General features: G+C 32.8%; 25 protein-coding genes. 7 read left to right on the forward strand and 18 right to left on the reverse strand.

Features of this window, described 5'->3' with window-relative positions; genetic code table 11:
• Window positions 1–19: 19 nt before the first annotated feature.
• The 4 genes from ACYSNX_RS05335 to idi form a co-directional block, all read right to left on the reverse strand.
• Window positions 20–283, reverse strand: a complete 264-nt coding sequence (locus ACYSNX_RS05335) for a hypothetical protein (RefSeq protein ID WP_461753650.1) — start codon at window positions 281–283, stop codon at window positions 20–22.
• A gap of 65 nt (window positions 284–348) precedes the next feature.
• The gene (locus ACYSNX_RS05340; protein ID WP_461753651.1) at window positions 349–1317 is read right to left on the reverse strand and encodes a type I phosphomannose isomerase catalytic subunit; all 969 of its coding nucleotides are present in this window, start codon (window positions 1315–1317) and stop codon (window positions 349–351) included.
• A 101-nt stretch (window positions 1318–1418) separates the two neighbouring features.
• On the reverse strand, window positions 1419–1832 hold the full coding sequence (locus ACYSNX_RS05345; RefSeq protein ID WP_461753652.1) for a 6-carboxytetrahydropterin synthase: 414 nt from the start codon (window positions 1830–1832) through the stop codon (window positions 1419–1421).
• 2 nt (window positions 1833–1834) lie between these two features.
• The gene (gene idi / locus ACYSNX_RS05350) at window positions 1835–2362 is read right to left on the reverse strand and encodes an isopentenyl-diphosphate Delta-isomerase (protein ID WP_461753653.1); all 528 of its coding nucleotides are present in this window, start codon (window positions 2360–2362) and stop codon (window positions 1835–1837) included.
• 216 nt (window positions 2363–2578) lie between these two features.
• Here idi and ACYSNX_RS05355 point away from each other — a divergent pair, with 216 nt between their 5' ends.
• Window positions 2579–2818 carry a hypothetical protein gene (locus ACYSNX_RS05355; protein ID WP_461753654.1) on the forward strand — a complete coding sequence of 80 codons (240 nt, stop codon included), beginning with the start codon at window positions 2579–2581 and terminating at the stop codon, window positions 2816–2818.
• Window positions 2819–2918: 100 nt separating this feature from the next.
• Here ACYSNX_RS05355 and ACYSNX_RS05360 read toward each other — a convergent pair whose 3' ends face one another.
• Window positions 2919–5114, reverse strand: coding sequence for a RecQ family ATP-dependent DNA helicase (locus ACYSNX_RS05360; protein ID WP_461753655.1), 2196 nt, complete (start codon window positions 5112–5114; stop codon window positions 2919–2921).
• 90 nt (window positions 5115–5204) lie between these two features.
• Here ACYSNX_RS05360 and ACYSNX_RS05365 point away from each other — a divergent pair, with 90 nt between their 5' ends.
• The 6 genes from ACYSNX_RS05365 (at window position 5205) to ACYSNX_RS05390 (ending at window position 13738) form a co-directional block, all read left to right on the forward strand.
• Entirely contained in the window at window positions 5205–6170 is a 966-nt protein-coding gene (locus ACYSNX_RS05365; RefSeq protein WP_461753656.1) for a KpsF/GutQ family sugar-phosphate isomerase, read from the forward strand.
• Window positions 6171–6207: 37 nt separating this feature from the next.
• The gene (tatC, locus tag ACYSNX_RS05370; RefSeq protein WP_461753687.1) at window positions 6208–7020 is read left to right on the forward strand and encodes a twin-arginine translocase subunit TatC; all 813 of its coding nucleotides are present in this window, start codon (window positions 6208–6210) and stop codon (window positions 7018–7020) included.
• Between the two features lie 2 nt (window positions 7021–7022).
• Window positions 7023–7763: an LPS export ABC transporter ATP-binding protein gene (lptB, locus tag ACYSNX_RS05375; protein WP_461753657.1), complete on the forward strand. Its 741-nt coding sequence runs from the start codon at window positions 7023–7025 to the stop codon at window positions 7761–7763.
• Between the two features lie 111 nt (window positions 7764–7874).
• Entirely contained in the window at window positions 7875–8660 is a 786-nt protein-coding gene (locus ACYSNX_RS05380; protein ID WP_461753658.1) for a polysaccharide biosynthesis/export family protein, read from the forward strand.
• A gap of 5 nt (window positions 8661–8665) precedes the next feature.
• Complete coding sequence (locus tag ACYSNX_RS05385; RefSeq protein WP_461753659.1) at window positions 8666–11092, forward strand: GumC family protein; 2427 nt, start codon at window positions 8666–8668, stop codon at window positions 11090–11092.
• Between the two features lie 426 nt (window positions 11093–11518).
• Complete coding sequence (locus ACYSNX_RS05390) at window positions 11519–13738, forward strand: NADP-dependent isocitrate dehydrogenase (RefSeq protein WP_461753660.1); 2220 nt, start codon at window positions 11519–11521, stop codon at window positions 13736–13738.
• Between the two features lie 79 nt (window positions 13739–13817).
• Here ACYSNX_RS05390 and recN read toward each other — a convergent pair whose 3' ends face one another.
• The 13 genes from recN to priA form a co-directional block, all read right to left on the reverse strand.
• Entirely contained in the window at window positions 13818–15473 is a 1656-nt protein-coding gene (gene recN, locus ACYSNX_RS05395; protein WP_461753661.1) for a DNA repair protein RecN, read from the reverse strand.
• Window positions 15474–15493: 20 nt separating this feature from the next.
• Window positions 15494–16378 carry a type IX secretion system protein PorD gene (gene porD, locus ACYSNX_RS05400; RefSeq protein WP_461753662.1) on the reverse strand — a complete coding sequence of 295 codons (885 nt, stop codon included), beginning with the start codon at window positions 16376–16378 and terminating at the stop codon, window positions 15494–15496.
• The gene (coaBC, locus tag ACYSNX_RS05405; protein WP_461753663.1) at window positions 16371–17579 is read right to left on the reverse strand and encodes a bifunctional phosphopantothenoylcysteine decarboxylase/phosphopantothenate--cysteine ligase CoaBC; all 1209 of its coding nucleotides are present in this window, start codon (window positions 17577–17579) and stop codon (window positions 16371–16373) included. Before coaBC ends, porD begins: the two co-directional genes overlap by 8 nt.
• Before the next feature lie 15 nt (window positions 17580–17594).
• Window positions 17595–17912, reverse strand: coding sequence for a DNA-directed RNA polymerase subunit omega (locus ACYSNX_RS05410; RefSeq protein ID WP_461753664.1), 318 nt, complete (start codon window positions 17910–17912; stop codon window positions 17595–17597).
• Window positions 17913–17926: 14 nt separating this feature from the next.
• Window positions 17927–18733, reverse strand: coding sequence for an outer membrane protein assembly factor BamD (locus tag ACYSNX_RS05415; protein WP_461753665.1), 807 nt, complete (start codon window positions 18731–18733; stop codon window positions 17927–17929).
• A gap of 244 nt (window positions 18734–18977) precedes the next feature.
• Window positions 18978–19862, reverse strand: a complete 885-nt coding sequence (gene dapA, locus ACYSNX_RS05420; RefSeq protein ID WP_461753666.1) for a 4-hydroxy-tetrahydrodipicolinate synthase — start codon at window positions 19860–19862, stop codon at window positions 18978–18980.
• A gap of 17 nt (window positions 19863–19879) precedes the next feature.
• On the reverse strand, window positions 19880–20398 hold the full coding sequence (locus tag ACYSNX_RS05425) for a DUF6913 domain-containing protein (protein WP_461753667.1): 519 nt from the start codon (window positions 20396–20398) through the stop codon (window positions 19880–19882).
• Between the two features lie 62 nt (window positions 20399–20460).
• Window positions 20461–22458 (reverse strand): NAD-dependent DNA ligase LigA, encoded by a 1998-nt coding sequence (gene ligA, locus ACYSNX_RS05430; protein WP_461753668.1) that lies wholly within the window; start codon window positions 22456–22458, stop codon window positions 20461–20463.
• Window positions 22459–22466: 8 nt separating this feature from the next.
• Window positions 22467–22940 (reverse strand): DUF6495 family protein, encoded by a 474-nt coding sequence (locus ACYSNX_RS05435; RefSeq protein WP_461753669.1) that lies wholly within the window; start codon window positions 22938–22940, stop codon window positions 22467–22469.
• Window positions 22941–23104: 164 nt separating this feature from the next.
• The gene (rplI, locus tag ACYSNX_RS05440; protein WP_461753670.1) at window positions 23105–23548 is read right to left on the reverse strand and encodes a 50S ribosomal protein L9; all 444 of its coding nucleotides are present in this window, start codon (window positions 23546–23548) and stop codon (window positions 23105–23107) included.
• 16 nt (window positions 23549–23564) lie between these two features.
• Window positions 23565–23861: a 30S ribosomal protein S18 gene (rpsR, locus tag ACYSNX_RS05445; RefSeq protein ID WP_237790734.1), complete on the reverse strand. Its 297-nt coding sequence runs from the start codon at window positions 23859–23861 to the stop codon at window positions 23565–23567.
• 5 nt (window positions 23862–23866) lie between these two features.
• Window positions 23867–24208, reverse strand: a complete 342-nt coding sequence (gene rpsF / locus ACYSNX_RS05450; RefSeq protein ID WP_461753671.1) for a 30S ribosomal protein S6 — start codon at window positions 24206–24208, stop codon at window positions 23867–23869.
• A gap of 130 nt (window positions 24209–24338) precedes the next feature.
• Window positions 24339–26795 carry a replication restart helicase PriA gene (priA, locus tag ACYSNX_RS05455; RefSeq protein WP_461753672.1) on the reverse strand — a complete coding sequence of 819 codons (2457 nt, stop codon included), beginning with the start codon at window positions 26793–26795 and terminating at the stop codon, window positions 24339–24341.
• Window positions 26796–26799: the final 4 nt, after the last annotated feature.

Genomic DNA, 26799 nt, shown 5'->3' on the forward strand with positions numbered 1-26799 from the left:
TTTTTTATCTTTTTTCTAACTAAAGAGCGTTAATTTTATCAACTAATTGACCTGCAACATTTTCCAATTGAGAATAAACTCCCTTAAAATGTGCTTTTTTATTTTCAACTCCTTTTGCATTTACTAAAGAGATTAATTCATCAAACGCTGTTAATGCTTCTTCTTCAATAGCCATTGTTTCTGAAGTTGCTCCAGTTGTTGCCATTTCGTGGATATAGATAGCTTCTAAAATATCACCTAATACATAATGGATATCTTTTTTTAAGTTTTTTACACTTGCCATAATTCCTTATTTTTAAATTAATAATCTGTACAAATCTACAACTTTAATATTTAGATTTTCGTCTTTTATGGAACAAAAATCTCTAATAAAGTAGCTTCACCTTTAATAATAACTCGGCTACAACAAGCAGGTATTAACATACTATCTCCTTGTTGAAAGCTAAATATCTCTCCATCCAAATCAAAGCTACCTTTTCCTTGCGTACAAATATAAAGATAGAAGCGATCTTGGTTTTTGTCTTTTATGTATTGTTTCTCTAGTGGAATAAAGTTAACCGTAAAATAAGGGCAATTCACAACCGAATTGGCTAAATCTTGCTTATCACTATAAGATATCTCTACCTTCTTGGGTCCATAGTTAATAGCATCAAGTGCATTATCTACATGTAATTCTCGAGAGTTTCCTTTTTTATCTTTACGATCCCAATCATAAACGCGATAGGTAATATCTGAGGTTTGCTGAATTTCAGCCAATAAAACCCCTTTACCAATTGCATGTACAGTACCAGTTTCTATAAAGAAAACATCGCCTTTTTTTACAGGTATTTCATTTAAAATACTTGGTAAAGTCTTTTTTTGCAAATGATCAATATAATCTGAAGGAGTAACTCCTGCTTTAAAGTCTACTACTACACGAGCATCCTTATCGGCTTGCATTACATACCACATTTCAGTTTTACCGAATGACTGGTGTCTCTTCATTGCCAATTCATCGTTTGGATGTAATTGAATAGAGAGATCCTCTTTGGCATCCAAAAACTTAAACAAAAGTGGAAACTTTGTCCCAAATCTGTTATATATATATTCTCCCAAAACATGTTTGGGAAAAGTGGTTATTAATCTATCAAGGCTCCATCCTTTATAAGCCCCATTAGCAACAATACTAACTTCACCAGTAACACCAGATATTTCCCAGCTTTCGCCAACTTGTTGTGAAAACAACTCTTTTCCTAATACTGTACCGAGTTTTTCCCCACCCCAAATTCTTTCTTTGAGTATAGGGTTAAACACTATAGGATACTGAATAAAACTCATATGCTAAATCTCCTGTATAAATATGTAAGCCAAAGTTCACGTACTTTGCCTTAAAAAAATAAGCTACAAATTTACAAAATTTACCTTAGGAAAATAATATTTTAAAATTCTCCTTTGAAAGACACGAAATTTCTAGGTGTTTCATATAAAACTACCTCTAAATCATTGTCCTTTGGAATAAAATCTCGCAACTTTTGCCATATCACAACAGCAATATTTTCAGCTGTAGGGATCAAATCTGCAAATTCTGGAACATCAAGGTTTAAATTCTTATGATCAAAAGCATTTTCAATATGCAATTCAATAAGGTCGCTTAAGACTTTTAAATCCATAACAAATCCTGTCATAGGATCTACTTGTCCACTAATATGTACAATCAATTCATAATTGTGTCCATGATAATTAGGGTTATTGCATTTACCAAAAACAGCTTGGTTTTTTTGATCACTCCACTCTTTCCTAAAAAGGCGATGTGCAGCATTAAAATGTGCTTTCCTACTTACAGTTAATTTCATGATTATTTCTTTTGTGCTTCAATAAAGTCGTAAAATTCAAAGAAGATAATTTTAAACCATTCGGTATAAATTTGTGGATTATCCACCATATCTTGCTTAATATCCTCTATAGACATCCATTTCCACTGTGCAACTTCATCAGGGTTAATAGTAGGTTCGTTATCAGAATAACCTACCATAACATGATCTAATTCATGTTCTGTTAATCCATTATCAAAAGGAGCCTTATAAATAAAACTAAATAAATCTTTTAATTCTACTTCAAATCCCATTTCCTCTTGAAGTCTTCTTTTACCAGCTTGAATATTAGTTTCTGCTTCTCTTTGGTGAGAACAACAAGTATTTGCCCATAATAAAGGAGAATGATATTTATGAGCAGCTCTTTGCTGCAACATAATTTCATTTTTGCTATTTAATATAAAAACAGAAAATGCACGATGTAGCAAAGCTTTTTCATGGGCTTCAATTTTTTCCATTAACCCAATTTGCTCATTTTGTTCATTTACTAAAACTACCAATTCTTGTTTCATATCTTCAAATTATAAGAAATCCAAAAGTACAAAAAAAGATATCCTTAGGCTAATTACTTTGACTCTCTTACAAGTAAAATCCAATAATTTAAGTCTTTACTCCTTTTAAAAACCTTTCTAGCATTCTACTGAAAGTGATTTTAGCCATAATAATGGGCAAGGATCAATCTCACCTTATTTTTTTGTAGATTTGTAAAGCAGAAATTGACATATAAAATGGAAAGAAAAATTAAATTAATTTGGGATTTTCAAGGCCCTTTTGGCCAGAAAACAGCAGAGCACCATGTAATCCACTTAAAGGAGTATGTAGAACTGGAAAAGTTCGCAATTGACATCATTGACACTCAAGAGTTATCTGCAACCCACCATATAGCTTTTATGGTTGTAAATGATCTTCAAATGAAACAAATAAGAGATATTTTAAAACCACATAGAGGAGAATTATACCAGCCTTAATTTCCATAAGGTTTTTACAACCTAGAAAGTGGTTTTACCAATGAATTAAAAACAACAAGCCCCAAAATACTTTGTATTTTGGGGCTTGTTGTTTTATAGATTAATTTGCTTCTTTACTGATAAACTGAAGTCGCATTAATCGCAATTCTTCTGTATCATAACTTCCGTCAAATTCCTCTAATGCCACTTTAATACTATCTGTTTCTGATTCCATAAAGTAATCGTATATCTCTTCTTGATTATCTTCATCTAAAATTTCATCTAACCAATAGCTAAGATTTAACTTTGTTCCAGAATATACTATCTGCTCCATCTCCTTTAATAAAGCATCCATATCTAAACCTTTAGCACTAGCGATATCGGTAAGAGCTAATTTACGGTCAACATTTTGAATAATATATAATTTTAAAGCTGAATTAGCTCCAGTGGATTTAACCACTAAATCGTCAGGACGTACAATATCGTTTTCCTCTACATAGGTCTTTATAAGACTTACGAATTCACGACCATATTTTTTTGCTTTCCCTTCACTTACTCCAATAATATTGGCCATCTCCTCCAAGGTAATTGGGTATTTTAATCCCATTTCTTCTAAGGAAGGATCTTGAAACACTACAAATGGTGGTACACCATGCTTTTTTGCTACTTTTTTACGTAAATCTTTTAAGAGTTGAATCAACACCTGATCTACAGCAGCAACATTTTTATTCATGTTATCATCTAAATCTTTATCTGAATCAGAATACACATGGTCTTCTGTCATCATAAAGGATTCTGGATTTTTCATAAAATCTAACCCCTTAGGTGTTAGTTTTAAGATTCCATAAGTCTCAATATCTTTATTTAATAGACCAGCTACTAGCATTTGTCGGATTAAAGCCATCCAGTACTTTTCGTCTTTATCCTTTCCAATAGAGAAATAATCCTGTGTGTCTGTTTTGTTAGCTTTAATTAAAGCATTCACTTTCCCTACAAGAGTAAAAACAATTTGTTTGGTTTTATAAACCTGCTTAGTTTGTTGGATAACTTGAAGCACTTTTACTACATTGTCTTTGGCCTCTACTTTAGTCTTAGGGTTTCTCACATTATCATCCATATTGGCACCTTCTCCATTTATCTCGTCGAAATACTCTCCAAAATAATGAAGTAAAAACTTACGTCTTGAAATCGATGTTTCCGCATAACCAACTACTTCCTGCAACAAAGCAAAACCAATCTCTTGTTCTGCAATAGGTTTTCCAGACATAAACTTTTCTAGCTTTTCAATATCCTTATAGGCATAATAAGCTAAACAGTGTCCCTCTCCTCCATCTCTACCTGCTCTGCCTGTTTCTTGATAATAACTCTCTAAAGACTTAGGTATATCGTGGTGAATAACATAGCGCACATCTGGCTTGTCAATTCCCATACCAAAAGCAATGGTTGCAACTACTACATCTACCTCTTCCATTAGGAACATATCTTGGTGCTTGGCTCTAGTTTTAGCATCTAGTCCAGCGTGATAAGGCACAGCACTGATTCCATTAACTTGCAATACGTTAGCAATCTCTTCTACTTTTTTACGACTCAAACAATAAATCACACCACTTTTACCTTGGCGCTGCTTGATAAATCGAATGATATCACTTTCTACTTGTTTTGTTTTAGGTCTTATTTCGTAGTATAAATTAGGTCTATTAAAAGAAGCCTTAAAAACATTTGCATCTGGTATTTCAAGGTTTTTTAAAATATCCTCTTGCACCTTTGGCGTTGCTGTAGCTGTCAAACCAATAATAGGTATATCCCCTAATTGTCGAATAATATTTCGCAGATTACGGTATTCTGGTCTAAAATCGTGCCCCCATTCAGAAATACAATGCGCCTCATCAATAGCAACAAAGGAAAGCTTTTCCCCTTGAAGAAAGCTAACATATTCTTCTTTAGTCAATGATTCTGGAGCTACATATAGTAGCTTAGTAACACCACTTTTAATATCCTCCTTGACCTGATTTACTTCAGATTTAGTTAAAGATGAATTTAAAACATGGGCTACACCATATTCACTTGAAAGACTACGAATAGCATCTACTTGATTTTTCATCAAAGCAATAAGAGGTGATACAACAATAGCAGTACCTTCCAAAACCAAAGCCGGTAATTGATAGCATAAAGATTTTCCTCCTCCGGTTGGCATGATAACAAAAGTATTGTGCTCTGAGATAATACTTTTAACCACATCTTCTTGAAGACCTTTGAACTGTGAAAAGCCAAAATATCTCTTTAACTCCTTGTACAAGTCAATTTCAGTTGATTTCATTATTTTTGTATGGTATTTTACATAAATTTGCAGTACCATAAAGGTACAAAATTTCTTTAGTTCAATCCTAATATTTAACATTCACTAATTTTGGATACTACAAAAACTATATTAAACACAGCAAAACAGACTATTTTATCTGAAAGCCAAAGTGTTAAAAAACTTACGAATTACCTAACAGAGGACTTCTCTTTAGCTGTAAAAACGATTTTAAATTGCCAAGGAAGGGTAATTGTAACAGGAATTGGAAAAAGTGCATTAATTGGCGCGAAAATTGTAGCCACATTTAATTCCACAGGAACACCCTCTATTTATATGCATGCAGCAGAGGCTATGCACGGAGATTTAGGTATAATTCAACCACAAGATTGTGTTATTTGTATCTCTAATAGTGGTAATAGTCCAGAGATAAAAGTACTTACTCCTTTATTAACTCGTCAAGGAAATACCCTTATTGCTATCACTGCTAATGAAAACTCATTTCTAGGTAAAGGAGCACACTATGTATTACTGTCTAAAGTAGACCAAGAGGCAGATCCAAATAATTTAGCACCTATGAATAGTACAACAGCCCAATTAGTATTAGGAGATGCTTTAGCTGCTTGTTTAATAGAAATGCGTAACTTCGGGCCGTCTGATTTTGCAAAATATCATCCAGGTGGAGCATTGGGTAAAAAATTATTATTGAAAGTTGCTAATATATTAAAGGACACCAATAAGCCATTAGTGGATAAGGATGCTGATATAAAACAAGTAATTGTAGAAATATCTCAAAAACGCTTAGGTGTAACTGCTGTGGTAGATAACGATAAATTAGTTGGTATTATAACCGATGGAGACTTGAGAAGAATGTTAGAAAAATACGACAATTTTCAAGGAATGACAGCTAAAGATATAATGAGCGTACAGCCCAAAACAATAGAGTCAAAAGAACATGTTTCTAAAGCTCTATCTATTTTAGAGGATAATGCTATTACCCAATTATTAGTGACACAAGAAGATAAATATGTTGGTATTATTCATCTTCACGATATTTTAAAAGAAGGAATTGTATAAAATTATGATAAACAAAAAACAAAAAAACAAAAAAAGCATGTCTTTCTTAGACCATCTAGAAGAGTTAAGATGGTTATTAGTCCGATCTGCAATGTTCATTTTAGGAGGAGGAGTAGTTGCCTTTTTCTTTAGTGACTTTATTTTTAACAACATCATTTTCGCTCCAAAAAATTCTGACTTTATTACCTACAGACTTTTCTGTAAGGCTTCGAAGCATTTTAATTTTGGAGAGGGATTTTGTGGAAATGAGCTTCCGTTTGAAATTCAAAACAGAACCATGGACGGTCAATTTTCCGTAATTATATGGACCTGTATTACAGCAGGATTTATTTTAGCTGTTCCTTTCATCTTAATGGAGATTTGGAAATTTATAAGTCCCGCGTTATATACTAATGAGAAAAAGTACGCACGTTTATTTATCGCAAGCTCTTCCTTATTGTTTTTTATTGGAGTTTTATTTGGCTACTTTTTAATTACGCCATTATCTATTAACTTTTTAGCTAATATCCAAATAAGTGATATTGTGAAAAATCAGATTGATATCAACTCCTATATTAGTTTAGTAAAAACAACTTCGATTGCATGTGGTCTGGTTTTTGAATTACCAATTATAATCTATTTCTTATCGGTAATGGGCTTAGTAACTCCCGAGTTCTTAAAAGAATACCGAAAGTATGCAATTGTTTTAATTTTAATTATTGCAGCTATTATAACGCCTCCAGATGTAGTAAGTCAAATAATAGTTTCAATTCCTTTGCTTATTTTATATGAACTTAGTATTTATATTTCTAAATTCGTGCAAAAGAAAGATAGTGGTACTAATCAAAAAGGATTAACCAAACAAAATTAACCATGAAATTAAGAGCCGACAATATTGTCAAGATATATAAGAAGAGAAAGGTTGTTAAAGGTGTGTCTGTTGAAGTAAACCAAGGCGAAATCGTTGGATTATTAGGACCTAATGGAGCAGGAAAAACCACTTCTTTTTACATGATTGTAGGTTTAGTAAAGCCTAATAGCGGAAACATCTATTTGGATGACACCAATATTACCGACTTCCCTATGTATAAAAGAGCCCAACATGGTATTGGGTATTTAGCACAAGAAGCCTCGGTTTTTAGAAAATTAAGTATTGAGGATAATATTTTAAGTGTTCTTCAATTAACAAAGCTATCTAAAGCAGAACAAATTCTAAAAATGGAATCTCTGATTGAAGAATTTAGTCTAGAACACATCCGAACAAATCGTGGGGACTTATTAAGCGGTGGGGAAAGAAGGAGAACAGAAATTGCTAGAGCATTAGCAACAGATCCGAAATTTATTCTTTTAGATGAACCATTTGCGGGAGTAGACCCTGTTGCTGTGGAAGATATTCAACGAATAGTGGCTCAGTTAAGAAACAAAAACATAGGTATTTTGATTACTGACCACAATGTTCAAGAAACATTAGCCATTACTGACAAGACCTATTTAATGTTTGAAGGAGGGATTTTAAAGGCTGGTAAACCGGAAGAATTAGTAGAAGATGAAATGGTAAGAAGAGTTTACTTAGGCCAAAACTTTGAGCTAAGAAAAAAGAAAATTACTTTTTAATACTTTTACATCTATTTAAATATCCCTCACACACAAAATTGGCTATGTGACCAAAATTTTCACATTTCTTTTTTTTGACAATCTTAAAATTTTATATTTGCACAAAAACTAATGAAAAATAAATCCTTTTTTAAACTCTTAACTGCGCTTTTTTGCATTGCACTGCTTAGTTCGTGTGCACAAAAGGAAGCATTTGTTTACTACCAAGATATTGATACAGTATTATTAGAAAATGCTTCAAACACAAACTTTCAAACTAGATTACAACCTGATGATCTATTAATGATTGTTGTATCAGCTCAAGATCCTGAATCTGCTATTCCTTTTAATTTAATGAATACTATGTCTGCTAATCCAAGTCAACCGGAAGGTGCTGGCCAAATGAAGCAGCAACTTTACCTTATCGACAACCAAGGAAACATTGAGTTTCCGGTTTTGGGTAGTATTAAATTAGGCGGTTTAACTCGTAGTCAAGCAATTGAATACTTAAATGAGGAAATCAGCCAATATATTAATCACCCTATTATTAATTTAAGGATTGTGAACTTCAAAGTAACAGTTCAAGGGGAAGTTAACAAACCAGGGGTACATACTATAACAAGCGAAAGATTAACTTTAATGGAAGCTATTTCTTTATCTGGTGATATGACTATCTATGGAAAAAGAGATAATGTATTAATTATTCGTGAGATTGATGGACATAAAATTCCTATACGTGTAGATATGACTAAGTCAGACTTTATTACCTCTCCTTATTATTATTTAAACCAAAATGATATTGTATACGTAGAGCCTAATAAAACAAGAATAAACTCCTCTGTAGTTGGTCCAAACTTAACAGTAGGTATTTCGGCCTTGTCTTTACTTGTAACTATAATTGCATTATCCGTTAAATAATTATCATGGAAAATAAGTTTGATAACAATGATGATACGAATATTAATATTCGTGAAGAAATAGAAAAATACATTATACATTGGCGTTGGTTTATACTAAGCATTTTTGTTGCTTTAGCATTGGCCTTTGTGTACCTTCGTTTTACACAAAAAACCTATAAAATTAACACCACTATAATCGTAAAAGATGAGAAAAGAGGTGGTGGAATTGCTTCTGAAATGGCTGCTTTCGCAGATCTCGGAATGCTTTCTGGTGGTAAAAGTAACGTAGAAAACGAAACGCAAGTTCTTAAATCTAGAAACCTTACAGAAAGAGTAGTAAGACGTTTACAATTAAATATTTCCTACATTAATGAAAGCAAGTTTATTGCTAGTCAAATGTACGAAGACAGTCCAATTAGCTTCAATTTCGTAGATAGAGTATTTGACTTCGATAAAATCAAATATGAATTTTATGTTAAGAACTTACAAGAGGATTCCTTTGACTTATACGATGATAAAAAAGAGTTCATTGGAAATTATCCATACGACACTCCTTTCCAAACTATTTTAGGACAGCTTATTGTTACTAAAAATGAGCCTGCACGTATTCCAACGCTAGATACTTTAAAACAAATAGAGGAATTAGAGGAAAGTGAAGTTGTAACGGAATTACTAGTTCAAATTACTCCTATTCAGCAAATAGTAGACGCTTACATTAGAAATGTACAGATTACTCCTACGGATAAATTCTCTACTGTTTTGGATTTATCTATGGTGGATGCTACTCCTGCAAAAGCAATTGATTTTCTAAACAACTTAGTAAACCTATACAATGATGCTGCTATTGCAGATAAAAGATTTGTATCGGAGAAAACTTCTGAATTTATTGAAACTCGCTTAAAGTTAATTACAGAGGAATTAGGAGATGTAGAAAAGTCGGTAGAAGGATACAAAGCTGTTAATGCAATTACAGATATTCCTACAGAACTTGGCTTAATTCTAGAGAATGCAAATTCGTATGAAAAACAAATTATAGCCAATGAAACAGAGTTAAAGGTAGTTTCTTCTATGATTGAGTTCTTATTAAAGAGTCAACCAAATGAACTAATACCTGGAAACATTATTCAATCAGATGCAAATTCTAATAGTTTGATTAATCAATATAATCAGTTGATTTTAGATCGCAATAGAATTAGTGGTAGCTCGACTAATAGAAACCCGGCTGTAATCAAATTGGATAGTCAAATTGCTTCTATGAAAGCTTCTGTAATGGAAAGCTTAAGAAACTTAGAAGGTAGTTTAAAAATAACACAAAGAGAATTAAACAATAAAGAAAGAGACTTGCGTTCTAAACTTGCACAAGTTCCAAGACAAGAACGTGAATTCCGTATTATTGATAGACAGCAAAAAGTTAAGGAAGCTATTTACCTTTATTTATTCCAAAAAAGGGAAGAAACTGCGATTGCACTTGCTGCAACAGACCTTAACGCTAAGGTAATTGATAGTGCAAGAAGTTCAGATAAACCTGTTTCACCTAAGAGTGTGATTGTATTATTGGCTGCGTTAATTTTAGGTTCTCTTGTTCCTTTTGCTATTATTTATCTTCAGAACTTACTGGATACTAAAATTAAATCCAGATTGGATATTGAGCACAACTCAAACGTTCCATTTATTGGAGACATTCCACACTCTGACGACAATAGTAAGATTGTAGATATAACAAGTAGAACTAGTACTGCAGAGGCACTTCGTATCATTAGAACTAACTTAGAATTCATGCTAAATAGAGTTCCTAAAGGACAGGCTAAAATGATCTTTTTAACCTCTACTTTCCCTAAGGAAGGAAAAACGTTTACCTCTGTTAATACTGCTGCAACTATTGCTTTATCAGGAAAGAAAACGCTTCTAATTGGTTTGGACTTAAGAAATCCTCGTTTAGATGATTATATCTTATTACCACAAAAAGGAGTGTCTGATTACTTATTACATAAAGAAGACAATATCCATAAATATGTAGTAAAAATCGATGGTTACGAAAACCTTTATGCACTTCCTGCAGGAACGATTCCTCCTAATCCGGCTGAATTACTAATGGGTGATGCTATTGGAGAGATGTTCGAAACTTTGAAGAAAGATTACGACTATATCATTGTAGATACTGCTCCAGTTAGTCTTGTAACGGATACTTTATTAGTAGCTAAATATGCAGATACATTTGTATATGTTTGTCGCGCGAATTACCTAGATAAACGAATGCTACGTTTACCAAATGATTTATATAGGGAAAACAAACTACCAAATATGTCTATCTTATTAAATGATACTATTACAGGAAGTAGATTTGGTGGATATGGATACGGTTATGGGTATGGATATGGTGTAGAACACGACATCCAAAATGCTAAAAAACCATGGTGGAAAAGCTTATTACCTTTTCTATTCAAAAAATAAATAAATTCCAAAATTTAAAAAAAGGTCTTTCTATATGGTATAGAAAGACCTTTTTTTTTATCCCTCTGCTATTCAAGGAGAGCCTAAAGAAAAATAAAAGTGCTAATCCTAAATAAGTCAAACAAGCTTTTTACCTTCTATAAATACAAATAGTGCTTATCTATTGTAGAAAATCAAAGAAATAATACTTATAAAACCCTAAGTCAATATAATTAATCATATAATATTTACACTTTATAAGTAAATCAACAAAATATTAATTATAAAAATAACAATTTAAAAATATTACAACACTGTAGTACTAAATCAATAATTCTATAGCTAGAACAGGCAGTATTACTACATTTCTTCTAACAATTTAGTATATTTGCTTTATACCGCTTAATGGTATTTTACTAATTTAGTTACTATTTTAATATATATAAGATGAGCCAAAAATCTAAAATTATTTACACACTAACGGACGAAGCACCGATGTTAGCTACTTATTCTTTTTTACCAATCGTACAAGGATTTGCAAAAACAGCTGATATAGATGTAGAAACTCGTGATATATCATTAGCAGGACGTATTCTAGCTAATTTCCCTGAATTCTTAAAAGAAGATCAAAAGATCTCAGATGCATTACAAGAATTAGGTGATTTAGCAAAAACGCCAGAAGCTAATATTATTAAATTACCAAACATTTCAGCTTCTTTACCTCAGTTAAACGCTGCAATTAAAGAATTACAAGCTCATGGATATGCTGTTCCAAATTATCCAAGCGAACCAAAGACAGATCAAGAAAAGCAAATCAAAGCCGCTTATGCAAAAGTTTTAGGTTCTGCAGTAAATCCTGTTCTTCGTGAAGGAAACTCTGACCGTAGAGCTCCTAAAGCAGTTAAGAACTATGCTAAAAAACATCCACACTCTATGGGCGCTTGGTCAAAAGACTCTAAAACTAGAGTTGCTTCTATGCAAGATGGAGATTTCTATGCAACAGAAAAAGCAGTAACAGTTGAACATGCAGGTAAATATAAAATTGAATTTCTTTCAAAAGACCATAGTACTTCTATCTTAAAAGACTTTGCAGATTTACAAAAAGCAGAAATTATCGATTGCTCGGTAATTAATCTAAAAAAATTAAAAGCTTTTGTTGCAAAGTGTAAACAAGAAGCAAAAGACAAGGGAATCTTATTCTCTACACACCTTAAAGCAACTATGATGAAGGTTTCTGACCCTGTTATCTTCGGTGCTGTTGTAGAGGTATACTTCCAAGAAGTTTACCAAAAATATGCAGAGTTATTTGCAGAGTTAGGAATCAACCCTAACAATGGTTTAGGTGACTTATATGCTAAAATAGCTGGACATGCTTTAGAGGCTGAAATCAAAGCATTAATTGAACAAACAATTCAAAATGGTCCGGATATTGCTATGGTTAACTCGGACAAAGGAATTACAAACTTACATGTTCCTTCTGATGTTATCGTAGATGCATCTATGCCTGCGATGATTAGAACTTCTGGTCAAATGTGGAATAAAGAAGGTAAATCACAAGATACTTTAGCTATTATACCAGACCGTAGTTATGCAGGAGTTTACCAAACAGTCATCGAAGACTGTAAGTTAAACGGTGCGTTTGACCCAACAACAATGGGGTCTGTTCCAAACGTTGGTTTAATGGCACAAAAGGCACAAGAATATGGTTCACATGATAAAACATTCCAAGCTCCAGATAATGGTTCTATCGTAGTAAAGGATGAAAAAGGAGATACTATTTTCTCTCAAGAGGTAGAAAAAGGAGATATATTTAGAATGTGTCAAGCTAAAGATGCACCTATCCAAGACTGGGTTAAACTTGCTGTAAACCGTGCACGTTTATCTAATACACCAGCTATTTTCTGGTTAGATAAAAATAGAGCTCATGATCAACAGTTAATTCTTAAAGTTAACCAATACTTAAAAGATCACGATACAACCGGATTAGACATTCAAATTTTATCACCTGTTGAAGCTACTAAAGTAACTTTGGAAAGAATCCGTAAGGGATTAGATACTATTTCTGTTACAGGTAACGTTTTAAGAGACTACTTAACGGATTTATTCCCAATTTTAGAATTAGGAACATCTGCTAAAATGTTATCTATCGTACCGCTAATGAATGGAGGAGGATTATTTGAAACAGGTGCAGGAGGTTCTGCTCCTAAGCATATTGAGCAGTTTATCGAAGAAGGGTACTTACGTTGGGATTCACTAGGTGAGTTCTTAGCATTAGGAGCTTCTTTTGAGCACTTAAGCCATACACAAAACAATCCTAAAGCTCTTATCTTAGCTGAAACTTTAGATCAAGCAACTGCAATGTTCTTAGATAATGACAAATCACCTGCACGTAGAGTAGGATCTATTGACAATAGAGGTTCTCATTTCTATTTAGCTTTATATTGGGCACAAGCATTAGCTGCTCAAGATAAAGACCAGGAGTTAAAAGCAATCTTTACAGGAATTGCAAAACAAATGCAAGAGCAAGAGCAAACTATTAACCAAGAGTTAATCCAAGCTCAAGGTAAAGCACAAGAAATTGGTGGTTATTACCAACCTAATGTAGAGGCTACTTCTAAAGCTATGCGACCAAGTAAAACTTTAAATAGCATTATTGATTCTATCTAATTCTAGCTATTTAAACTATCATAAAAAAACCCATCTATAATTTATAGATGGGTTTTTTAATGATAACGATATATTATGCTTATAACTGTAATAACTCTCTAGCATGCTCTAAAGCACTACTTGTGATATCCTTTCCAGATAACATAGTTGCTATTTCTTTAATACGCTCCTTGGGGCTTAAAGTAATAATAGAAGAAGTGGTAGTAGTAGAATCGCTGGTCTTAAAAACCTTATAATGCTGATTACCTTTAGCTGCAATTTGAGGTAAATGGGTGATAGAAAAAACCTGCATATGCTTACTCATCGAAAACATAATATGACCCATTTTATCGGCTATCTCACCAGATACTCCCGTATCAATTTCGTCAAAAATAATAGTAGGTAAACTAGAATACCTAGCTAAAGTAGCTTTAATAGCTAACATAATTCTTGACATTTCGCCTCCCGAGGCAACTTTCTTTAATAAACCATAGTCCATTCCTTTGTTAGCAGAGAATAAAAGTTGTATGTGGTCTTTTCCGTTAAACAAAAATTGGTCAGAAGCATGAAATTCGAATCGAAAACTAGAATTAGGCATACCTACTAAAGTAAGAATATCTAAAATTTGCTCTTCTAAAACAGGTACAGCTTGTTTTCTTTTGGTAGTTAACTCATTAGATAGCTCTTCTAAAGATGCTTCCAATTGACCTACTTTTGTCTTCGTTTGTTCTATATCGGCTTCTAGATCACTAGCTAAAAATGCCTTTGAACTCAATTCTTTTTCTATGTGTATTAACTCCTCAACTGTATTGACCTGATGCTTCTTCTGAAGTGTATATAAAAGCTGTAATTTACTATTGATAAGGTCCAATTGCTCTGGATCTTGTATTACCCCAAAAGAGGCTTGCTCTAATTCATTACATATATCCGAAAGCTCGATTTCAACACTATCTATTCTATCCCAAATATCTTGATAAGCTTTAGAAACACCGCGGATTTTACTCATAGCGGATTTTAATTCCTTTAAATTAGGTAAAATACCTAATTGTTCCTGCTCTACAATGCGGATACTATGTCCTAAGTTTTCTAAAACTAGTTCTACATTAGTAAGATTTTGCAATTGTTCTTCCAGTGCTTCTTGATCTAAATGACTAAGTTCAGCTTGTTCTAATTCTTGTAGTAAAAAAGAATTATAATCCTGCTCTTTTAAAAGATCCTCTCTTTGCTGTTCAAGTGAAGATAAGGCTTTATTAAGTTTTTTATATTTTTTTAATTGATCTTGATACTCGAGCAAAACACTTTCATTATTAGCTACTGCATCTAAAATGTGAATTTGATAAGCTTGTTCCTGTAGTTCTCCTGTTTGGGCTTGGGAGTGAATATCAATTAAAACACGACTAAGTTCTTGTAAATCATTTAAATTTACAGGGCTATCATTCACAAAAGCACGTGATTTACCAGAAGGCAAAATTTCGCGACGAATAATAGTTAACTCCTCGTAATCCAATTCTAACATTTCAAATAAGTTCTCCAAACGATATCCCTTGATACAAAAATGTCCCTCGATAATACATTTTTCTTGCTTATCTTTTAAAGATCCTAAATCAGCTCTTTTACCTTGTAGTAATCCTAAAGCACCTAAAAGAATACTTTTACCTGCCCCAGTTTCACCAGTGATAATTGAAAAACCATTAGAAAACTCAATTTCTAATGCATCAATTAACGCAAAATTTTTAATTGTCAGTAATGTTAACATATAAAAATAACTTAGTTTGACTATAAACTATTCCATTTACTAGTATTCAAAGGAGATAATTTTTTAAGTAAATCTACTACCTTTTTTTTATTTGGATCACTAATCCCTGTATATAAATTTTGCAACTCTGTAGTTTTGGCATCAAAGAATACACGCATCAAAAAAGAATTTCCTTTAGTGGAATGCAACTTATTAAGTTCTACAAGACTTTGATATATTCCATCCCTACCAAGGGTATTATCCTGTGACATCACATCTAGTCCTTTGCGATGATATATATAAAGAGCTTCAATAAATTCACTATAGGAATTAGAAATTAAATCGTTAATTAAATAATAACGATTAGCATTACCATCAGCTTGCTTCCAGCCTTTATAATTAGACTGTTGGGCTGAATTCACAATACTAGCGGCGCTTTGTAAATAAGCATTTCCTTGATTAGACTTAAAAGTATCTGCATCTAATCCAATGATGACGTTAGCATAAAATCCTATCAAATTAGTTAGATTAGAATCGGAAGAATTCGGGTTAAATACTAAATTCTCAAACTCTATATAACTAAAAGCAATGTCTTTATCATTGAAATTTAAAACAGGAGTAGAATACGTAGTATTAAATACTGGTCTAGTACTTTGTACTTGTAATGTACCACTTACTATATTGTTATTTAAACTACTTACATTTAAAATAAAAACACAATCGATTTTCTCTAATGCGCTATATCTCCTACTTCCCCATGAGGTATTATTGATAAGTTCTCGTAAAGACTTTTCTAAAGTAGTAAAATAAGAAGCATTACTATTACCTAATTGGCTATAATTAATATTTACTGTAGCATTAAGTTCTTGCCCATAGGAGCACAAGGAATTTAATAGTATAATAAAAAGCCAAAAAAGTTTATTCATAGTATTTTGCGATTTTTTCAACGATGTCCTTTGCAACTTCTTCTTTAGATTTTAATTCCATAGGTTCAATATTAAAATCTTTATCAATAAAGGTAACTTTATTTGTTGGTTTTCCAAAACCAGCCCCTTTATCATTTAAAGAATTCAATATAATTAAATCTAAATTCTTTCGCATTAGTTTGCCTTTAGCATATTCAATTTCGTTTTGTGTTTCTAAAGCAAAACCAATTAAGAATTGCTGTTTTTTGATCTCTCCTAAGCTAGCTAAAATATCTGGATTCTTTTCTAACTCAATAGTAAAAGTATCACTGTTTTTCTTCATCTTTTGATCCATTACAGTAATAGGGCGATAATCTGCCACTGCTGCAGCTGCAACCATCACTTGTACATCATTGAAGTACGTATGGCAAGCATCAAACATTTGCTGAGCACTAACCACAGGTATCACAGTAATATTAGGATGATCAATTTTCTGATTAGTAGGGCCACTAACCAAAATAACCTTAGCACCTTTTTGTGCCAATTCATAAGCAATATCAAAGCCCATTTTACCTGAAGAATGATTTCCAATAAAACGTACTGGATCAATAGCTTCATAGGTAGGCCCTGCAGTAACTAGTGCAGTAATATTAGCTAAAGTAAGGTTATTGGCTAAATCTTTGTTTAAAAAATCAAGAATATTTTCAACCTCTGCCATACGCCCTTGCCCAATTAGCCCACTAGCTAAAGGTCCAAATTCCGCTGGTATTATCTTATTGCCAAATTGGCTTAACGATTGTAGGTTTTTATCTGTAGTTGGATGGATATACATATCCAAATCCATAGCTGGAGCAACATAAACAGGACACTTAGCAGATAAATATATTGCCATTAAAAGATTGTCACAGATTCCATTAGCCATTTTTGCTAATGTATTGGCTGTAGCAGGAGCGATTAAAATTAGATCTGCCCAAAGAGCTAAATCTACGTGATTGTTCCAAGTCCCCTTATTATCAGCTGTATTGAAGAAATTAGTATATACAGGCTTAGTAGATAAAGTAGATAAGGTATAAGGGGTAACAAATTGATGAGAAGCAGGTGTCATAATTACTTGAACCTCCGCACCTGCTTTTATAAGTAAACGTACTAAGTTTGCCGTCTTATAAGCGGCAATTCCACCAGTTACACCTAGTATTATTTTTTTTCCGCTTAATAGTGACATTAGCTTAGTATTAAATTATTTTACAACTTCTTTAAAACTTACTCTTCCCTCTAACCACTCTTCTAAAGCTAATGCATGTGATTTTGGTAATTTTTCGTAAAATTTTGATACTTCGATTTGTTCTTTATTTTCAAAAACTTCATCTAAACTATCGTTGTAAGTAGCGAACTCTTCTAACTTCTCAATCAATTCGTTTTTAATCTCCGTATTGATTTGGCTTGCTCTTTTAGCTATGATTGTAATAGCCTCATAAATATTTCCAGCAGGCTCTTCAATTTGGCTCTTATTGTAAGTAATTGTATTTACTGGAGCATTTGTTTTCTTTAAATCCATCTCTATCGCTTAAATTATTTTGAAAATTTCTCTAATTCTTTGTTAATCTCTTCCATCATGTCGTCTGCTTTTGGCCTAAATGCACCATCTGGTTCAAAACGAACCAAAGTTTCATACATAAGCTTTGCATTTTTCAAACGCTCTTCTTCTTTACTTGCTACACTATTCATAGCCAATTTGTGGGCTGAATCTAATTTATAAAAAAGTGCTTCTTCCTTAAATTTAGTCCCTGGATAATCATAAATAAAGTTGTCTAATGCAATGATTGCAGCTCCATAATTACGAGTCCATTCTCCAATTGTATTTAGATGCTTCGCATTTTCGAAAGCTTTCTTTTCTAACTTTTCATTCAGACTTACCATCATTGAGTTTGCTTCAAAAACATAGTCAGAAGTTGGATATTGATCAATGAATCTTTGTAATTTTTCGATCAACTCGTATGTTTCATGTTGATCGAAAGAATATTCTCTTGATAAAGGAAGTCCACTTTTGATTTCTTTCAGCAATGCTTCTTCCCTTTTTTCACTTCTAGGATAACTTGCTGCAAAGTTCCTATATCTAGGTCCTGCTGTTTGGTAATCCTTTAAAATGTAGGTTGCTTCAGCAAAATTATAATACATTTGTTCTGCATCAGTACGACCTCTCATTGGTACTTCTAATTGCTCATATAAACGCAACGCACGTCTATACTTCTTTTGTTCGAAGAAGTCACTGGCTACTTCTTTTTTTAATTCCATATCCTCTGATTTCAAGGCTTGTTGCAATGGACTACATCCTGCAAGTGTAAGCATCAAAAAAGATACCCCGATATATCTTCTCATATAATAGTAATATTATTAAACAAAAGTTCCCTATTTATTTTCAAAGGAAAGCAAGTGCAAATTTAGTTATATAATTGCATTATACAAAAACCTTTTTATACTAAAAAGAAAAGATGTCATTTTTAATGACATCTTTTGCTAATTAACTGCTTTATAGGCCACTAAATACAGTAGATAAGGCCTAAAAATATCTCTCAAATTTATTTTTTTATAAAATTTAACCCTCTAAAAAATTAGAAAATATCTATTTACAAAGTATTTCGAATTCATTTTGAATTCTTTGCCCTAAATTTTGGTCTATATTTACTAAAGGTAAACGAAGTTCATCTGAACAAACATTTGCTAACTTCAAAATATGTTTAATACCTGCAGGATTTCCTTGTTCGAAAATCATATCCATTATAGGCATTAATTTATAATGTAAATCAAATGCTGCTTCAACTTGTTTGTTTAGTCCTAGGCGAATCATTTCAGTAAAAGTCTGTGGAATTCCTTGTCCGATAACAGAAATTACTCCAGATCCTCCAGCTAATGTCATTGGTAAAGCTAGTGCGTCATCTCCAGAAATAATTAAGAAATCTTCTCTTGCATTTTGACGTATTAACTCCATTGCTTGTACAATATCACCAGCTGCTTCTTTTACAGCAACAATATTTTCGAACTCATTAGCAAGACGAATTACAGTACTAGGCAACATATTGCTACCTGTTCTACCAGGAACATTATACAATATAATTGGCAAAGGACTATTAATAGCTATTTGTTTAAAATGCTGATAGATTCCCTCTTGGGTTGGCTTGTTATAATAAGGAGAAACAGATAAAATTGCCTGAAAACCTTCTAAACTTCCAGTAGTTAATTCCTCTACTACTTCTTTAGTATTGTTTCCTCCAACTCCTAAAACCAAAGGTAATTTTCCTTGATTAGCATCAACTACCACCTTCTTTACTAACTCTTTTTCCTGTTTACTTAAAGTAACAGATTCCGCAGTTGTTCCTAAAACAACTAAATATTCTACTTTCCCGGAAATAGAATATTCAACTAATTTTTGTAAAGCCTCTACATCGACACTTTGGTCTTTTTTGAAAGGGGTAACTAAAGCTACTCCTGTTCCTACTAATGATTGCATAACTTATTTGTTATTGGTTATTGGTTTTTAAAACCTTTTATATATTCTAAAAGTACTTCTATAAATTGTTTTGCATTTAAATGGCTAAGACGAACTTCTAAATGAGAAATAGTCCTATCGTTTTGATTTACTCCTACCTTAAATTTTGCCTTAGATAATAAATTAACATATTCTAAAACTGGACTACTTTCCTTATAAAAGCCAATAAGCATATCGAAAGGATAATTCATAAAATCGACAATCTGCTGATCAATGCACTCTCCTGAGAAATCAAAACTGTGGATTCCGACAAACTTATGTACTTTCTCTACTTGTTCTTTACTGCGTTTTCCAAAAACGACAACATCTGTTTTAATATCATCCTTAGTATTGCTATGCAAATACCTTAAGAGATCGTCTAACTGGCTTATGTGCTGTTGATCGATTAGCAATCCTATTGTTTTAATTTCAAAATTAAAACAATCAGGAAGGCTAGCCAACTTTGATTTACGTACAATTTTCTTAAGGGAATTGTTCTTCCATACTTGGCTTAACATATCTATTGATTTTTGTAAAAATACAGAAATAGAAATTCAAAACTCAACTTTTTAACACGGTTTTACTTTATCATATCAATAAAATCCTGCTCGTTTAAAATAGTGATTCCTAACTTATTAGCCTTTTCTAATTTTGAAGGCCCCATTTTATCCCCAGCTACTACAAAGTCTGTCTTAGAAGAAATTGAACTTCCATTCTTCCCTCCATGGTCTTCAATACTTTGTTTGATTTGATCCCTTGTCATTTGTGTGAATACTCCAGAAACAACAATTGTCTTGCCCAATAAAACATCGGAAACAACAGTAGATTCTTTTTCCTGCACTTCCATCTGTACACCATAATGCTTTAAACGTTGAATAATTTCTCTGTTTTGAGCACTACTGAAAAAATCAATCACACTCTGAGCAATACGCTCCCCTATTTCATCTACCTCAATTAGATCTAAAAATCCTGCATGAGCCAAAGCATCAATGTTTTTATAATGTTGAGCTAGTTTCTTAGCAACCGTCTCACCAACAAATCGTATTCCAAGACCAAATAATACCCTTTCAAAAGGAATTGTCTTAGAAGCTTGAATTCCATTTATTAAATTTTCCGCAGATTTTTGTGCCATACGATCTAAGGGTAGTACTTGATCTATAGTCAAATCGTATAAATCGGCATAATTTTCCACCAAGTGATTCTTACATAAAAGAATAACAGTTTCCTCACCAAGTCCTTGGATATCCAAAGCTTTCCTAGAAATAAAGTGTTGAATTCTACCTGTTATCTGAGGGGGACAATGAGAAAAGTTTGGGCAATAATGTTGAGCCTCTCCAGGAGTACGTTTTAAAGCTGTTCCACATTCTGGACATTCTTTTATATAAACTGTCTTTACAGAGTCCTGAGCTCGCACTTCAACATTAACACCTACAATCTTTGGAATAATTTCCCCTCCTTTTTCAACAAAAACCTTATCGTTTACTCTAACATCCAGTTTTGCTATTTGATCGGCATTATGCAAAGAAGCACGTCTTACAATAGTCCCTGCTAATTGCACAGGCTCTAGGTTAGCCACTGGTGTAATTGCACCTGTTCTTCCTACTTGATAAGTTATTGACTCCAAAGTAGTCTCTACTTGTTCTGCTTTAAATTTATATGCAATAGCCCAACGTGGAGCCTTGGAAGTAAAACCTAACTCCTGTTGATCTTGCAGATCATTAACTTTAATTACTACACCATCGGTTTCATAAGGCAATTCTGATCTATGTTTATCCCAATATTCTATAAAAGCTATAACCTGATCTAAAGAACTAACTAACTTAGATACATTAGGAACTTTAAATCCCCATGATCTAGCTGATTCCAAAGAATCTATTTGACTAGAAAATGGTAAATCACTTCCTACTACATTATATAATAAACACTCTAATGGCCTTTTGGCAACCTCAGTACTATCTTGTAGCTTTAAACTTCCCGAGGCCGTATTTCTAGGGTTTGAATAAGGTGCTTCGCCCATTTCAATTAAAGCGCGATTCATTTTTTCAAAACCCGCGAAAGGTAAAACTATTTCCCCACGTATATCAAATAAAGCAGGATAGTTACCCTTTAGTACTAGAGGCACAGACTTTATCGTGCGAATATTAGCCGTTACATCATCTCCTTGTGTACCATCTCCTCTTGTTACAGCTCTAAGTAAAACCCCATTCTTATAAGTAATACTAATAGATGCGCCATCGTATTTTAGCTCACAAGTATACCCAGATGGAATATGCCCTAGAACCTTTTCTAAACGCAGTTCCCAGTCCTTTAAATCCTCCACAGAGTAAGAGTTATCTAAAGAATACATACGATGTTGGTGTTCTATTGTTTTAAAGTTTTTAGTTACTTCCCCACCTACTCTTTGAGTTGGCGAATTCATATCCATATACTGTGGATATTGTTTCTCTAAAGCCTCTAACTCTTTTAACTTTTGATCGAATTCAAAATCACTAATACTTGGAGTGTCCAATACATAATATTCATAATTATACGTATTAAGCTCAACTCTTAAAGACTCCATTTTATCTTGTATTTTCATAGAAAGTCTTATAATTTCAACATTTCTTTAAACTGATTATACAACACTCCATCACTAAGTATGGCTCCTTGTTGAATAATGTCGAAAACTTCTTTGTTGCGATCCTCACCAAAATCCTTACTACCATATTTGATTTCAACCTCAGCTGTAAAAACAGCATCACTTAACCATTGTAAACCTTCTTTTGTTAGAAAATCTATATCCTCTTGCAGAGTTTTAATTACAATAGTATGTATTGTTTCATCGTTAAACCCAAATAAAAATAAGTGATTTTTAGAATAATGCTCTAAAAATTCAGCTTTGTTTAAAACTCCTTCCCATATCAAATCAGAAAAAACATCTAATTCTTGTTCTGCAACCTCTGGTTTTGAAGCTTTAATATTATCCCACTCCTTTTTATCGATTTGTTGTGAGGCTAAAAAATTGATAAATTCAGGATGTAATTCTTCAAATTGCTCCTTTGTAAGTCGAGTATATTTCATAAAACTAAATTTTAAAGTTCAAAAATACTAATTCTACCATAGATTCCCTACTGATTAAAATGCATATCAAATAACTTTCACATATTTCTATCTAAAGTTCTTTAAAAAAAGACAAAAAAAAAGCCCTCTAATTTTAGAGGGCTTTTCTTATATATAATCAATGATTATTCTTGCTCAGGGATTACTTCGTATTCCACTTCAACAATTACATCACGGTGTAAACGAACACTAGCAGTATATTTACCAGTACGTTTGATTACTCCAGAAGTAATGAATTTCTTATCAACTTGCTGACCTTCTTTAGCAAAGAACTCTGCTAAGTCTTGGTTAGTAACTGATCCGAATAATTTCTCTCCACCAGCTTTAACACTGATTTTGATATCTAAAGCTCTTAATGCTTCTGCAACTACTTGTGCATCAGCGATAACTTTAGCTTCTTTGTGTGCTCTTTGCTTTAAGTTCTCAGCTAATACTTTCTTAGCAGAAGGAGTAGCTAAAACTGCAAGTCCTTGAGGAATTAAATAGTTACGACCGTATCCTGGTTTAACATTTACGATATCGTCTTTAAATCCTAACTTTTGTACGTCTTGTTTTAAAATAAGTTCCATAGTTTCTGCTTCTTTTTTATTTTAATAAATCAGCCACATATGGCATTAATGCTAAATGACGAGCTCTTTTAACAGCTACAGAAACTTTTCTTTGGTATTTTAAAGATGTTCCTGTTAAACGACGAGGTAAAATTTTACCTTGCTCGTTTACGAATTTTAATAAGAAATCAGCATCTTTATAATCGATATATTTGATTCCTGATTTTTTGAAACGACAATACTTTTTAGTTTTGTTTGTTTCTATGTTTAAAGGCGTAAGATATCTAATATCCCCGTCTTTTTTTCCTTTTGCAGATTGCTCAATACTAGACATAATAATTAAGCTTTTTTAGATTTTAATTTCTCTCTTCTTCTCTCCGCCCAAGCGATTGCTTCTTTATCTAAACTTACAGTTAAGAAACGCATAACTCTTTCGTCACGTCTAAACTCAGTCTCTAAGTTGATAATAACATCTCCAGGTGCTTTGTACTCAAATAAGTGATAAAATCCACTTTTCTTGTGTTGGATTTCGTACGCTAATTTTTTAAGCCCCCAATCCTCTTTAGATACCATCTCAGCTCCTCTAGAAGTAAGAAATTCTTCAAATTTCGTTACTGTTTCCTTTACCTGAGTTTCAGATAAAACGGGATTCAAGATGAAAACAGTTTCATAATGATTCATAAATACAAAAAATTAATTTGTTATAAAATTGGCTGCAAAAATACAACATGTATTGTTACCATCCAAATACTATTAAAGTTTATTTATAATTAAAACATTTCTTTCACTTTAGGTATTTATTCCTAACGTATCAATAAAAATCTACATTAGCAACCACCTTAACTGCTCGATAAGGCCCAATAGCCTCAAAACTTTTGAGTATATCTACAATTCTAGCTTTAGTTAAATTAAGGGGTTTATCTTGTGGTATTTTAATTAATATTACTCGAAGGTACTCATTTCGGATTCTATTAATACTAGGCTCTTCTGGACCTAGAACTGGAATACCGAGTTCCTTGGTTAAATAATTATACATCCACAAAGATGCCTGCTTTAATTTATCAAAATCCCTATGCTTTAGTGTAATGCGCACTAACCTATAAAAAGGAGGGTACTTAAAATTATAACGATCATACATTTGTTCTTTATACATACCATGATAGTTATAATTGGTAACTTGTTGAATGATATTATGGTTTGGATTATAGGTTTGTATTACCACTTGTCCTTTTTTATTACCTCTACCAGCCCTACCACTGATTTGCACCATCGTTTGAAAGGCGCGCTCAAAGGCTCTAAAGTCAGGATGGAACAAACTATTATCAGCATTTAAAATCCCTACTAAACTAACATTATCAAAGTCAAAGCCTCTAGCTAACATTTGAGTCCCTACTAAAATATCAATCTCCCTATTTTTAAAGTCGTCAATAAGTTTCTCAAAGCTGTATTTGAGTTTTGTGGTATCTTGATCCATTCTAGCAATTCTATGTTCTGGAAACATGGCCTGTAATTCTTGCTGAACTTGCTCGGTACCAAAACCTTTGCTATTTAAATCTAAAGAGTGGCATTTTTGACAAAATTTAGGCATCATTATAGAGAACCCGCAATAATGGCAACGCAATTCATTGGAATATTTATGATAGGTTAGACTCACATCACAATGATCACACCCAGGAACATGCCCACAAGTCATGCATTCCACAACTGGGGAAAATCCCCTGCGATTTTGATAAATAATCACTTGTTCCTTTAAAGCTAAAGCTTCTTGAATCTGTTGAATTAGATATTTTGAGAAGTGTCCAACCATTTGACGCTTCTTATAATTTTCTTTTAAATCAATAAGTACTATCTCCGGTAGTAGTATATTATTATACCTTCTATCTAAAGTCACTAAACCATACTTACCTTGATCCGCATTATAATAAGATTCCAAACTCGGGGTAGCCGAACCCAACAAAACCTTAGCTTTATGCTGGGAAGCTAAAACTACCGCACAATCTCTTCCATTATAGCGTGGAGCAACTTCTTGCTGCTTATAACTTACTTCTTGCTCTTCATCTACTACAACTAATTGTAAGTCCTTAAATGGCAAAAACACTGCCAATCGTGTTCCTATAATAATTCTAGCTTTTTCAGAACCTTGCAATACTTGTTTGTAAACCTCTAAGCGCTCGTTTGCAGAATACTTAGAGTTAAAAACAGCTACTTGATTACCAAAATACCGAACTAGTCTAGTTACCAATTGGGTAGTCAATCCAATATCTGGGACTAAATAAAGTATTTGTCCATTTGGATTTTCTCTTAAAAAATTTTCTATTAGCCGGATGTAGACTTCCGTTTTACCAGATGCAGTAACACCATGTAATAGAACAACCATCTTTTTGGAGTAATATGCTATAATTTGATCTAAAGCTCTTTCTTGGTATGTACTTAATACTATTTTATCTTGGGTAGCCTCTTCAAAAACAACACGGTCTTGTGCCTTAAAAACCTCAGCTACAACACCCTTTGTAATAAGGGCTTTTAAAATAGAGGCCGAACATCCTGAACGCTCTAGAAGCTCAGAGGCTAATACAGGTAGAGCTCCATTATTTTCTAAATACAAAAGGTATTCTATTAATTGGGTTTGCTTAGCACTAAGCTTTAAAGAACTAATACACTCCTGTCGGATAGAGTCCTTTTGCAAATCCCCGGCCCAGGTTATAAAGCGCCCAATCTTTGGTTTATATTTATCTACTATTTCTTCTTGTAAAAAAACAACTTCTTTTTGCATTAAACTATGCAAAATCGGAAATACTTTCTTTGTATTTAATATTCCAATAATATCTTTTAACTTCAAAATAGATTGACTTTGAAGAGCCTCATAAATTAAGAACTCATTATCTGATAACTCCTCCACTTGGATAACACACTTGGGGTTAAATTGTATCAAAGTTTCACTCTCTAAGAGCAATTTACTTGGCATACACCCCTTATACACCTCTCCTAGGCTACACATGTAGTATTCACTTACCCATTTCCAAAGTTCAATTTGCTTTTCACTTACAATTGGTTCAACATCTAATATTTCAAAAATCTCTTTAGCTTGATAACTTTCTGGGACTCTTTGGTGCTTATCAATGACCAATCCTGTATATACTTTTGATCTTCCAAATGGGACTGCTACACGCATACCAACTTGCAGGAATTCATATTCATCTGTACTTACTAAATAAGTAAAAGTCGAATTTAAAGACAAAGGAATGATAACTTCCACAAAATAATACATGACA

This window comes from Myroides sp. LJL115, from assembly GCF_054871665.1.